At 70.6% G+C, this 11,594-nt stretch carries 10 protein-coding genes; 3 read left to right on the top strand and 7 right to left on the bottom strand.

Going from position 1 to position 11,594, the window contains the following annotated elements; genetic code table 11:
- Positions 1-81: 81 nt before the first annotated feature.
- From JGR68_RS12995 to JGR68_RS12965, 7 genes are all read right to left on the bottom strand, one after another.
- On the bottom strand, positions 82-645 hold the full coding sequence (locus JGR68_RS12995; protein WP_199362444.1) for a Sua5/YciO/YrdC/YwlC family protein: 564 nt from the start codon (positions 643-645) through the stop codon (positions 82-84).
- Between the two features lie 48 nt (positions 646-693).
- The gene (locus JGR68_RS12990; protein WP_199362443.1) at positions 694-2,163 is read right to left on the bottom strand and encodes an XVIPCD domain-containing protein; all 1,470 of its coding nucleotides are present in this window, start codon (positions 2,161-2,163) and stop codon (positions 694-696) included.
- Between the two features lie 29 nt (positions 2,164-2,192).
- Positions 2,193-2,960 (bottom strand): hypothetical protein, encoded by a 768-nt coding sequence (locus JGR68_RS12985; protein WP_199362442.1) that lies wholly within the window; start codon positions 2,958-2,960, stop codon positions 2,193-2,195.
- Between the two features lie 64 nt (positions 2,961-3,024).
- Positions 3,025-5,586 (bottom strand): DNA topoisomerase I, encoded by a 2,562-nt coding sequence (locus tag JGR68_RS12980; protein ID WP_199362441.1) that lies wholly within the window; start codon positions 5,584-5,586, stop codon positions 3,025-3,027.
- A 171-nt stretch (positions 5,587-5,757) separates the two neighbouring features.
- Positions 5,758-6,231, bottom strand: coding sequence for a DUF494 family protein (locus JGR68_RS12975; RefSeq protein WP_199362440.1), 474 nt, complete (start codon positions 6,229-6,231; stop codon positions 5,758-5,760).
- Positions 6,232-6,259: 28 nt separating this feature from the next.
- Positions 6,260-7,408, bottom strand: coding sequence for a DNA-processing protein DprA (dprA, locus tag JGR68_RS12970; RefSeq protein ID WP_199362439.1), 1,149 nt, complete (start codon positions 7,406-7,408; stop codon positions 6,260-6,262).
- 75 nt (positions 7,409-7,483) lie between these two features.
- Positions 7,484-8,599 carry a LysM domain-containing protein gene (locus JGR68_RS12965; RefSeq protein ID WP_199362438.1) on the bottom strand — a complete coding sequence of 372 codons (1,116 nt, stop codon included), beginning with the start codon at positions 8,597-8,599 and terminating at the stop codon, positions 7,484-7,486.
- Positions 8,600-8,797: 198 nt separating this feature from the next.
- Here JGR68_RS12965 and def point away from each other — a divergent pair, with 198 nt between their 5' ends.
- The 3 genes from def to rsmB are packed head-to-tail and all read left to right on the top strand — an operon-like array spanning position 8,798 to position 11,583.
- Entirely contained in the window at positions 8,798-9,310 is a 513-nt protein-coding gene (gene def, locus JGR68_RS12960; protein ID WP_199362437.1) for a peptide deformylase, read from the top strand.
- A 33-nt stretch (positions 9,311-9,343) separates the two neighbouring features.
- Complete coding sequence (gene fmt, locus JGR68_RS12955) at positions 9,344-10,264, top strand: methionyl-tRNA formyltransferase (RefSeq protein WP_199362436.1); 921 nt, start codon at positions 9,344-9,346, stop codon at positions 10,262-10,264.
- On the top strand, positions 10,261-11,583 hold the full coding sequence (gene rsmB, locus JGR68_RS12950; RefSeq protein WP_199362435.1) for a 16S rRNA (cytosine(967)-C(5))-methyltransferase RsmB: 1,323 nt from the start codon (positions 10,261-10,263) through the stop codon (positions 11,581-11,583). Before fmt ends, rsmB begins: the two co-directional genes overlap by 4 nt.
- The last annotated feature ends 11 nt before the right edge of the window (positions 11,584-11,594 follow it).

The raw sequence follows: 11,594 nt of genomic DNA, 5'->3' as shown, positions 1-11,594 counted from the left end.
GCATCTTGCGCCGCCAGCTGCGGGGAGGGAAGCGCAGCGCCACGGCGACGCCCGTGGGGCGGGCGTGGGTTCAGCGCGACCTCAGCCGCGCAGCACGGCTCCACTCAGCGCGTCGCGGATGGCCGTGGGCTGCGAAAGGCCTCCCGTGGCGCCCGGCAGGATCGCGTCGACCGCGGCGCGCAGGGCGGGCGTGAGCTCCGCCTCCGTGCGTGCGGGCGGCTCCCCGGCGGCATTGGCACTGGTCGAGACCAGCGCACCGCCAAAGCCGAGGCACAGCGCACGCACCAGCGGGTGCCCGGAGACGCGGACCGCCACGCCGGCGTGGTCGCCGGTGATCCAGCGGGGCACGCGCGCGGTGGCGGGCACCACCCAGGTATTGGCGCCTGGCCAGGAGGCGAGGACCGCCTCGCGGCGGCCTGGCGGCAGTGCGTCCCAGTCCACCAGTCCGTCGAGTTGGCCCACGTCCGCGGCGACCAGCAGCAGGCCCTTGGCGAGCTCGCGCTGCTTGATCGCCAGGAGGCGCATCACCGCCGCTTCGCTGATGGGGTCGCAGCCCAGCCCCCAGACGGCCTCGGTCGGACAGGCGATGACGCCTCCATCGCGGAGGGCGGCGAGCGCCGCGTCGAGTCGGGGATCCGGAGGCATCGTGGGCAGGGCGTGGACCGGCGTCCGCAGCTGGCTTGGGCGGCCAGCTTACCCGTGCCAGGGAGCAGCGGGTGCACCCAGGGCAATGGGTGCACCGGGCGTACCCGGCGCACCCTGCGCTGGATGAAGGATCTGCGCCGGGTCCGGCCTCCGCGCCGACTGCGCCGCGACGCCCGCCAGCCTGCGATCGGACTCTTCAACCGGAACGAGCGCGGCGTGCACGACCGACACCTGGACACGCCGCTGCGCCGGATCGTCCAGCCGGCCTTCGATGGCGAACAGCTGTCCCGTCGTGCCCAGGACGACGTGGTCGACGCTCCGGAGCGCATGGACCGATCCGTGCGTTGGGTCGCCCTGCGGTCCCTCGGCCCCGCGGCAGCGGGCCAGCAGGCAGCGACTGATGCGTTCGCAGGTGTCGACGTCATAGGGCTCGCCGCGGGCGGCGCCGATTTCGCGCACGCCCGCGCGGATGCACCGGTACATGGCGTGGTCGGGATGGGTTGGTTCGCCGGGATCGGCAAGCGTGGGCCCGTGCGCCGGCGTCGCGGCGTCACCGGGCCGCGCCCGCGCCGCCGCCATCCGGGCCGCCGGATCCAGCAACAGCCTGCGCGTGGACCCGTCGACAACGCCGGAAGCGTCGAGCCCGTTCCACAGCTGGAAGTTCTCCACCGCCTGGTGCGTGCTGGTCCCGAAGATGCCATCGGCAGCGAGTGCACGCCCCCGCCCGTCCCGGATACCGAGGCCGTCCAGCGCTTCCTGGAGCTCGCGCACGTGGCTGCCGTGCATCCCGAGCTGCAGGTCGCGGGACGCAGGCCTCGTCGGTTGGGGCGCTGGGGTCACGCGGAGGAAGTCGGGAAGACCGTCCCGGATCAATGGCGGCTCCGACGGTTGTGGCAACGTGAGTCGCTCGAGCGCCCGTCGAAGGTCGTGCGGCCACCCTGTTTGCTCCTCGAGTATTTCTGCCTTCACCGCAGCAATCAGCGCAGGCACATGCGCTTCCCACGCCGTGGCATAGCGCTTGCAATCCTCGGCCGCTTTGATCGTCCACTCTTGCCTGGTGATGCCGTTTACCACCCGTCGGGCGTTGTACGAGTCTTCTGTTTCGTTGTTGATGTACCGGTCCAGGCGGCGGCCCGTGAAAAGGCCGTCCCGCATTCCGATAACGAGGATCTTCGCCGCCAGCTCGGGATCCTTGGCCCCATCCGGATTGCTCATCAGTGTGCCACCCAACCCCAGAAGCTCGTCGAACTTCTTGTAGTTGTAGTCGTGGGTCAGATGCACGTATCCGCGCCCGTAATAGTCCTCGCCGCCGCTGTAGCCAAGCTTTCTCGCCTGGCTTCTCCCGAAGTCTTCGTCAGGTGCGGTGAAGTTTCGCGTCTCATGCTGTGCGGTCGCCAGGATGTAGGCGATCTGCTTGGGATCGTCTACCCCGTACTCGAGGGCCGTCCTGACGATCAGCCGCACAGATGCCGCCCGCTCGATTCCGAATCCGCCGGTGCTGCGGCCGTGTCCGCTCATTGCTGCACCTCCGTGTGCAGGTTGGCGCGTCACTTCGTGTCGATGATGACCCGGAGTTCGCCTTCTACCAGTCGCTCCGTCACGGTCGCAGGTGCGCCCTGGATCGAGTCGTCCGTGGTCACTCGCTCGACAAGTTCCGGGCGGCCGTCGTCGACCAGGTACGTTTCCCGCACCCGTACACAGCATCCAGTGAGTGAATCAGCGGTAATGCGCGAACCGTCGACGCCGAACAGCCCGGTGTATCCCACCGTGAGATCCGAGAGCGCCCGGTTGAGACGGAATGCACCCCGGGGTTCGTCGAACAGGTAGACGTCGAACGACGGGCCTCCATAGGCGCCGTCGCGCCCGGACCAGAGCAGAAGGTCCTCGTGATCATCGGCGTTGACGTCGCTGATCACGATTGAATGCGCCTCTGGCCTGGCATCGACGGGCAGCGGACCTCGGAACGCCAGGGCATCAGCCCTGACCAGCATCGGACCTGTGTTCAGCGCATGCTGCGTTGCGGCGTCGGGAAAGGCGATGTCCAGCTGTGTGCCGCTGCAGAAAAGCAGACCTTCGACGACTGCTTCGCAGTTGTCTGCCTTGAGTCGCATGTCCACGCCGCTCGCGTCGATCCGAAGGCCGTTGGGGCTTCGGAGAGTGTCCTGGAGCGATCCGCCAGCGGCTGGATCGGAGGCAGCGGGTCTGGATCCAGGCTTCGGCTCCTGATCGAGAGCCTCGGCCTCGGATGGCGTGAAGCCGCACGCACCCAGCAACACCACGCCAGCCAACGCCACTGCACGGAACTCCATGTCCATGTCACGTCCTTGTCGATCCAGTCACCGCTGTATATCACGGTGACCGGGCCGTCGCCCTCCGGACTCAGAACGGAGCGCTGTCGGAATCGTCCACCTTGGCCGTGGCCGCCCCGGAGACGACCTTGGCGGCGGTTTTCCGCGCAGCGGTCGGGGCCGCGGACTTCGCCACCGTCTTCGCGGCCGCCTTCTTCGCGGTCTTCCTGGCGACCTTCTTCGCGCCGGCCTTCTTCGTGGCCTTCTTCGCCGCGACCTTCTTCGCCGCCGCCTTCTTCGCCGGTGCCTTCTTGGCAGCGACCTTCTTCGCCGCGGTCTTCTTGCCGAAACGGCCGCGCGCGGGCTTGCCGGTTTCCTCCAGCAGCTGCACCACCTCGTCGAGCGTCAGCGAAGCCGGTTCGCGATCCTTCGGGATCTTGCCGTTGAGCTTGCCGTCGCTGATATAGGGGCCGTAACGGCCGTTGAGGACCTGGATGTCGCTGCCCTCGAACTCCTTGATGATGCGGTTGCGCGCGATCTCTTCCTTTTCCTCGATCAGGAACACCGCGCGGTCGAGTTCGATCGTGTACGGATCGTCTTCCTTGCCGAGCGAGGCGTAGCTGCTGCCGCGCTTGGCGAACGGACCGAAGCGGCCGACGCCGACGCTGACCTCCTCGCCGTTGTGTTCGCCGAGCGTGCGCGGGAGGCGGAACAGGTCGATGGCCTGCTCCAGGGTGATGGTGTGCATGCTCTGGCCGGGGCGCAGCGAGGCGAAGCGCGGCTTGTCCTCGGCGTCCTCGGCGGTGCTGCCGATCGCGGCGTAGGGTCCGTAGCGTCCCAGGCGGACGCTCACCGGCTTGCCGGACTTGGGGTCGGTGCCGAGCTCGCGCGCGCCCGTGGCCTGGCTGCGGTCGACGCTCTCGGTCTTTTCCTCGACGAGTTCCTTGAACGGGCCCCAGAACTTCTCCATCAGCGGCACCCAGTCCTCCTCGCCGCGGCTGACGGCGTCGAGCTCGTCCTCCATCTTCGCGGTGAAGTCGTAGTCCACGTAGCGGGTGAAGTGCCCGCTGAGGAAGTTCGACACCGCGCGGCCCACGTCGCTGGGGCGGAAGGCGCGGCCTTCCATCTCGACGTACTTGCGGAACTGCAGGGTCTGGATGATCGAGGCGTAGGTCGACGGGCGACCGATGCCGTACTCCTCGAGCGTCTTCACCAGCGACGCTTCGGTGAAGCGCGGCGGCGGCTGGGTGAAGTGCTGGTCGGCGTGCACGCGGTCGAGCGGGATGCGATCGCCGGGCTTCATGGCCGGCAGCTTGCGGCCCTCGTCGTCGTCGTCCTTGCCCTTGGCGTCCTTGCCTTCCTCGTAGACGGCGAGGAAGCCGGGATCCACCACTGTGGTGCCGCTGGCGCGGAAGCCATGCTCGCTGCCGGCGGCGAGATCGACCGACACGGTGTTGAGCGTGGCCGGGACCATCTGCGAGGCCACCGCGCGCTTCCAGATCAGCTCGTACAGGCGGCGCTCGTCGTCGGACAGGAAGCGCGACACCTGCGCCGGCGTGCGCAGTGCGGACGTCGGGCGCACCGCCTCATGGGCTTCCTGCGCGTTCTTCGACTTGGTCTGGTAGAAGTTCGGCTTGTCGGGAAGCGCGCGCGTGCCGTAGTCACGGGCGATGACGTCGCGGATCTCCGACAGCGCCTCGGACGACAGGCTGACCGAGTCGGTACGCATGTAGCTGATCAGGCCGACCGCGCCTTCCTCGCCGATCGCCACGCCCTCGTACAGCTTCTGCGCCACCTGCATCGTGCGGCGGGTGGTGAAGCCGAGCTTGCGCGAGGCCTCCTGCTGCAGCGTCGACGTGGTGAAGGGCGGCGCCGGGCGGCGCTTGCGCTCCTTGCTGGCGACGTCGGTGACGTGCAGCGCGCCCTGCGCGGCGGTGACGATGCGCGTGCGCGCGTCCTCGGCGGTGTCGCCGTCGGTGACGGTGAACTGCTCGAACTTCCTGCCGTCGAGCTTCGTGAGCTTGGCGCTGAAGCCCTGCGACGGGTGCGCGCACTCGGCTTCGATGGTCCAGTACTCGCGGGCGACGAAGGCTTCGATCTCCTCCTCGCGTTCGACGATCATGCGCAGCGCCGGCGACTGCACGCGGCCGGCGGACAGGCCGCGCTGCACCTTGCGCCACAGCACCGGCGAGAGGTTGAAGCCGACCAGGTAGTCCAGCGCGCGACGCGCCTGCTGGGCATCGACCAGGTCGGTGGCGATGGCGCGCGGCTTCAGCATCGCCTCCTTGATCGCGCGCGGCGTGATCTCGGTGAACACCACGCGCTGCAGCTCCTTGCCTTCGAGCAGGCCGCGCTCCCTCAGGATCTCGGCGATGTGCCAGCTGATCGCCTCGCCCTCGCGGTCCGGGTCGGTCGCGAGGTAGATGCCGTCGGCCGCCTTGGCCGCCTTGGCGATCGCCTCGACGTGCTTCTCGTTCTTGTCGATCAGGTCGTAGCGCATCCGGAAGCCGTTGGCCGGATCGACCGCGCCCTCCTTGGGCACCAGGTCGCGGACATGGCCGTACGAAGCCAGGACCTGGAAGTCCTTGCCGAGGTACTTGTTGATCGTCTTGGCCTTGGCGGGCGACTCGACGATGAGGAGGTTCTTGGCCATGCGGCAGGGGTTTCCGGGACGGCGGCGCCGTGCCTTGAGGTGTGGACGTGTAGACGGCAACGCCCGGGACGAGGCCCCGGGCGTGCGACGGCTGCTATTTATAGTGGAATCACGGCGGCGGTGGGGCTGTCAAGGCGCGAGTCCGCGCCGGCATCCGCGCCCGGACAGGACTCAGTGCACGGTTTCGGGCTCGTCCACGAACATCTGGGTCTCCATCCAGGCATAGGCCGCCTCGGACCCCGGCTGGTTGAAAAGGACCATCAGCACCACCCATTTCAGGTCGTCGAGGTCCAGCTCGTCCTGGTCGAGGGCCATTGCGCGGTCGACCACCAGCTCGCGGCGGTCGGCGTCGATCACCCCGTGCTGCTCGAGGAACATCAGGAACCCGCGCGACTCGACGTCGAGCTTGGCCTCCTCGTGGCTGGAGAACAGGCGCGTGGGACCGTCGGCGCGCGCCGGCCCGTCCACCGGGCGCTGGGCGGCCAGGGCGTCGAGCCAGTCGAAGGCCTTGCTGGTTTCGGCGGGGCTGAATCCGGCCTGGAGCAGGCCGTTCTGGAGGGAGTCGCGGTCGCGGACCGGGTCCGCGTCTTCGGTGAAGTAGTGTTCGAACAGATAGAGCAGGACGTCCAGGATGCTCTCTTTCATTTCCCCCCGGCCTGCGCCCGGGGGCGCGTTACTGAGACTTTCGGGAATAGCGGCCGTGCCCGACCTCGACCCGACCCTCCAGCTCCATGAGCAGCAGCATGCTGCCTAGTTCCGCGGCCGTCAATCCGGTGCGCGAGACCAGTTCATCCATACCGGTGGGGTCGTGACCCAGTGCTTGCCACAAGCGCTGGTGGTCGGGAGTTGCAGGTGGGCCGGCGGCGCCGGGCACCCTCGCGGCGCTCCCGGGGGCATCAATGGGGGCGGCCAGGCGCCCGCGCAAGTCGTCGGCGAGGGTGGTCGCCAGGGCGGTGAGCGACTCGAGGACCTCCGAAGGCGTTTCCACCAGGCCGGCGCCGTCACGGATCAGGCGATGGCAACCGCGGGCCTTGGGGTTGTGGATCGAGCCCGGGACGGCGAAGACCTCGCGTCCGGCCTCGCCGGCGAGGCGCGCGGTGATCGCGGCACCCGAGCGCAGCGCCGCCTCCACCACCAGGACGCCCAGCGACAGCCCCATCACGATCCGGTTGCGGCTGGGGAAGGCGCCCTTGCCGTAGGCCGTGCCGGGCGGCAGTTCGCTGACCACCGCGCCCGACTCCGCGATCCGCGCGTACAGCGCCGCGTTGCGCCGCGGGTAGGGCTGGTCGATCGCGGTGCCGAGCACGGCCACCGTGCGCCCGGCCGAGGCCGCCAGTGCGCCCTCGTGGGCGGCGGTGTCGATGCCCGCCGCCAGGCCGCTGGTGACCGCGAGGCCGCCTTCGGCGAAGCTGCGGGCGAAGTCGTAGGCGTTGCGCAATCCGCCGGCGGTGGCCGCCCGGCTGCCGACGACGGCGATCGCCGGATGCCAGAGCAGGTGGGCATCGCCGAGGACCCAGAGCGCCAGCGGTGCGCCGGGAAGCCGCGCGAGCAGCGACGGATAGTCGGGATGGTGGATGCCGACCAGGCGGCGCCCGTGCCCGCCCTCGAGCCAGCGCTGCCACCGCGCGAGCTCCGGACCCCCATCCGTGGCCGTCAGTGCGGCGCGCTGGGCGGGGTCCAGCCCAGCGACACGCCAGGCCGCGGGCCCCGCGCGCAGCGCGGCAGTCGCGCCGCCATGGGATGTCAGGAGCAGGCGCCGCGGTTCCGCGCGGCCTCCCGCGGCGAGCACGCGCAGCAGTGCCGGGATGTCTTCGCTGTCCATGGCCCAGCCTCGCCCGGAAACGGCGACGGCGCCCTGGGGCGCCGTCGCGTCGTGCGGTCGGGAAAGGCCGCGGCCTCAGTAGGTCGCGTCCGGGTGCTTCAGGTGGTAGCCGACCCGGCTCGGCTTGATGCTGTCCATGACCAGGCCGTAGCTGACCTTGTCGAAGGTGCGGAACACCATCACGTGGCCGGCGAACTCGTCGGGCAGGCGCACCTTGTTCTCGAAGAACACGGTGTCCTCCTCGCGGTCCAGGCCCTTCTCGACGCGGTCGACCGTATTGGTGCCCTCGCGCCAGATGGAGAACACCGTGCCGTTGTCCACGCCCTCGCGGGCACCGACCGACAGCGCGATGACGTCGCGCGGGCCGCCGGAGGTCAGCATGTCGGTCACCGCCAGCACGCGCGCCTTGCCGTAGTCGGTCTGGACCTTGGGCGGATGCGGGAAGAACTGCAGGTCGTAGGGCTGGGCGTCCACCGGCACCACGCGGTCGCCGATGCGGACCTCGCGGCCCTCCTCGTCGAGCAGCAGGGTGCTGGCCTGGATGCCGCCGACTTCGCCGCGGGTCAGGGTGCCGGCGGTCACGCGCATCAGCTCGTGGCCCAGCACTTCCTGGCCTTTGTCGGGCATGACGACGTTGGCCCAGTACTGGCCCCAGTCGATGCTGCGGCGGCCAGTGGCGTCGAGCTCGTCCTTGCCGAAGGTGTCGCAGCACAGGCCGGCGCGAAGCAGGTGGGTGTAGCGCACGGTCGGACGCAGCACCGCGTAGCGGGTGCCGGGCGAAGCCTCGCCCAGGCCGCGGACGTAGACCACCTGGCCGCGGCTGGCGCGCATGCGGTCTTCCTCGAGGCCGACCACGTAAGGCATGTGGTCGAAGTCGTCGACGACGCGCAAGTCCTTGAGGAAGGGCTCGATCTCGGACAGCGGCACGGCGTTGATCGGCGCCGCCTCGGTCCGCGGGCCCGGCGTGACGCCGACGCGGTTGAGGTAGGCCAGGCTGATCACGTCGCCCGGATAGATCAGGTGGGGATTGGCGATCTGCGGGTTGGCCTGCCAGATCTCCGGCCACAGCCAGGGCTTCTGCAGGAAGCGGCCCGCGATGTCCCAGAGGGTATCGCCACGCACCACCACATATGTATCAGGATGGTCGCCGCGCAGGCCCTGGGCCGCCGCGTACGTAGCCACCGTCAGCATTGCTACTGCAACACCCGTGCGTAGCGCATTCGAAACGCGCTGAAGCTTGCCGGCCATCTACCTGCTCCCCTTGGAGATTTCCCCGTATAGCGACCGCACTATGCCTACAGGAACGGACCCTGCGCAAGCCTGCCGGCGGTACAATCCGGGGCCGTGCCGCACGGTTGTGACGGCGGCCACCCTTTCTCCCACGCCCGCATGTCCCTGATCACGATCCTCGAGCACCCCCATCCGAACCTGCGCAAGGTCGCCAGCGCGCGCGAGGCCGCGGCCATCGCCGTCCCGGCGTTCCAGCGCCTGCTCGACGACATGTTCGAGACCATGTACGCGGCGCCCGGCATCGGGCTGGCCGCCACCCAGGTCGACGTCATGGAGCGCTTCATGGTGATCGACGTCACCGAGGAGCGCGAGCAGCCGCTGGTGTTCATCAACCCGGTGATCCGCGAGCGCTCCGCCGAGCTCCGCGTGCACCAGGAAGGCTGCCTGTCGATCCCGGGGATCTTCGCCGATGTCACGCGCGCCGACGGCATCGAGGTCGAGGCGCTCGACCGCCATGGCAAGCCCTTCACCCTGGCCGTCGACGGCCTGCTGGCCACCTGCGTCCAGCACGAGGTCGACCACCTGGACGGCAAGCTGTTCATCGACTACCTCTCGCCGTTCAAGCGCGAGCGGGCGATGAAGAAGTACGACAAGCTGCGCCGGCATGACTGACCGCCGCGCGCCCGGCGCGACGGCGGTGGCGCGATGAGGATCGTGTTCGCCGGTACCCCGGAGTTCGCGGTGCCCTCGCTGCGTGCGGCCTGCGGCAAGGCCGAGGTGGTCGCGGTCTATACGCAGCCCGACCGGCCCGCGGGCCGCGGCCGCGGACTGCAGGCCTCGCCGGTCAAGCAGGAAGCGCTGGCGCGCGGCATCCCGGTCCTGCAGCCGGAAACGCTGAAGTCCCAGGTCTCGCGCGACGCACTGCGCGCGCTCCGGCCGGACCTGATGGTGGTGGTGGCCTACGGCCTGCTGCTGCCGCAGAAGGTCCTCGACATCCCGGACGAAGGCTGCTGGAACGTGCACGCCTCGCTGCTGCCGCGCTGGCGCGGCGCGGCGCCCATCCAGCGCGCGATCGAGGCCGGCGACGCCGAGACCGGCGTCTGCTTGATGAAGATGGAGAAGGGACTCGATACCGGCCCGGTGCTGCTGTCGCAGTCGCTGGCGATCGGCGAGCACGAGACCGGCGGACAGCTGCACGACCGCCTGGCCGAACTCGGCGCACAGGTGCTGTCCGATGGCCTGGGCCTGCTGCGCGCGGGCATCCGCCCGGTGCCGCGACCGCAGCCGGTCGCCGGCGTGACCTATGCCCACAAGCTCGACAAGGCGCAGGCCAGGCTCGACTGGTCGCAGCCGGCCGCGGTGTTGGCTCGAAAGGTCCGCGCGTTCAATCCCTGGCCGGTCGCCGAGGTGGTGCTCGCCGGCGAACGCCTGCGGATCCACGGCGCGGTGGCGGTCGATGCGCCGGCAGGTGCCCAGCCGGGCACGGTGCTGGCCGCCGGGCGTGACGGCATCGACGTCGCCTGCGGCGAAGGCGCGCTGCGCATCCGCGTGCTGCAGCGCGACGGCGGCAAGGCGATCACCGCCGCCGACTGGCTCAACGCCCGCCGCGACCTCGCCACGCGATGAGTGGCCGCGCGCCGCGTGCCGCCGCCGCGCGCGTGCTCGACGCGGTGCTGCACCACGGCCGGTCGCTGAAGGCCGAACTGTCGCGTGCCCTGCCGGCGCTGCCCGACCCGCGCGACCGCGCCCTGGTGGAAGCGATCTGCTTCGCCGCCCTGCGCCAGCGCGCGCGCGCCGACGCTGCGCTCGCGGCGTGGATGCCGAAGCCGCCGGGTCGCCGTGACGGCGACCTGCGCGCGCTGCTGCATGTCGGCTTCGCCCAGCTCGACCCGCTGGGACTGGCGCCGCACGCCGCGGTGGGCGAGACCGTCGACGCCGCCCGCGATATCGGCCGCGCGCACCAGGCGAAGCTGGTCAACGCCCTGCTGCGGCGCGCCCAGCGCGAAGGCCTTCCCGCATCCAGCCCCGCCGACGCCTGGCCGGCCTGGCTGCGCGACGGGGTCGCGGCCGACTGGCCCGGCGACGCCGATGCGATCTTCGCCGCCAGCGCGCTGCCGGCCCCGACCTGGCTGCGCGTGAACCGGCGGCGCGGCGGACGCGACGCGTACCTGGCCCGCCTGCAGGCAGCGGGCATCGAGGCCGTGGCCGACGACACGCTGGACGATGCGCTGCGCCTCCCGGCCTCGATCGCCGTCGGCGCGCTGCCCGGGTTCGCCGAAGGCGACGTGTCGATCCAGGACGGCGCCGCGCAGGCGGTTGCCGATGCGCTCGCGCCTCCCGCCGGTGCGCGCGTGCTGGATGCCTGCGCCGCGCCGGGCGGCAAGTCGGCCCACCTGCTCGAGCGCGATCCGACGCTGCGGCTCCTGGCGCTCGACGTCGATCCGGCCCGGCTGTCCCGCGTGCGCGACACCTGGCGGCGCCTGGACCTGGGCGAGGGCATCGATCCGGGCGTCACCGCGTGCGTCGCCGACGCGGCCGAGCCGGGCCCCTGGTGGGATGGCGAGCCGTTCGACGCGATCCTCGTCGACGCACCGTGCTCGGCGACCGGCATCGTGCGCCGCCAGCCCGACGTGCTGCTGCACCGGCGCGCCGCCGACATCGACGCCCTGGTCGCCCTGCAGGCGCGCCTGCTGGATACGGCGTGGACGATGCTGCGGCCCGGCGGCGTGCTGGTCTACGCCACCTGCTCGATCCTGCGCGCCGAGAACCATGCGCAGGTCGACGCCTTCCTGGCGCGGACCGTCGATGCGGTCGCCGATCCCCTGCCGGAGCACTTCGGCCGTGCGCCCGCGGGGGACTCCGCGCCGCACGCCCGCCAGCGCCTGCCTGGCGACGGCGGCATGGACGGGTTCTTCCTGGCCCGGCTGGCGAAGCGTCCGGGCTGAAACGGCGCGCG

The organism is Luteimonas sp. MC1750 (assembly GCF_016615955.1).
In the GTDB taxonomy this organism is placed as follows: Bacteria; Pseudomonadota; Gammaproteobacteria; order Xanthomonadales; family Xanthomonadaceae; genus Luteimonas.
The sequence above is the reverse complement of the archived record's forward strand: the minus strand, read 5'-3'. Positions and strand labels throughout refer to the sequence as shown.

What these genes read in the sequence shown, in the direction of transcription:
- JGR68_RS12975 (WP_199362440.1), bottom strand. Translation starts at nt 6,231, where the DNA reads ATGAAAGAGAGCATCCTGGACGTCCTGCTCTATCTGTTCGAACACTAC.
- JGR68_RS12990 (WP_199362443.1), bottom strand. Translation starts at nt 2,163, where the DNA reads ATGAGCGGACACGGCCGCAGCACCGGCGGATTCGGAATCGAGCGGGCG.
- JGR68_RS12985 (WP_199362442.1), bottom strand. Translation starts at nt 2,960, where the DNA reads ATGGACATGGAGTTCCGTGCAGTGGCGTTGGCTGGCGTGGTGTTGCTG.
- JGR68_RS12995 (WP_199362444.1), bottom strand. Translation starts at nt 645, where the DNA reads ATGCCTCCGGATCCCCGACTCGACGCGGCGCTCGCCGCCCTCCGCGAT.
- dprA (WP_199362439.1), bottom strand. Translation starts at nt 7,408, where the DNA reads ATGGACAGCGAAGACATCCCGGCACTGCTGCGCGTGCTCGCCGCGGGA.
- def (WP_199362437.1), top strand. Translation starts at nt 8,798, where the DNA reads ATGTCCCTGATCACGATCCTCGAGCACCCCCATCCGAACCTGCGCAAG.
- fmt (WP_199362436.1), top strand. Translation starts at nt 9,344, where the DNA reads ATGAGGATCGTGTTCGCCGGTACCCCGGAGTTCGCGGTGCCCTCGCTG.
- JGR68_RS12980 (WP_199362441.1), bottom strand. Translation starts at nt 5,586, where the DNA reads ATGGCCAAGAACCTCCTCATCGTCGAGTCGCCCGCCAAGGCCAAGACG.
- rsmB (WP_199362435.1), top strand. Translation starts at nt 10,261, where the DNA reads ATGAGTGGCCGCGCGCCGCGTGCCGCCGCCGCGCGCGTGCTCGACGCG.
- JGR68_RS12965 (WP_199362438.1), bottom strand. Translation starts at nt 8,599, where the DNA reads ATGCTGACGGTGGCTACGTACGCGGCGGCCCAGGGCCTGCGCGGCGAC.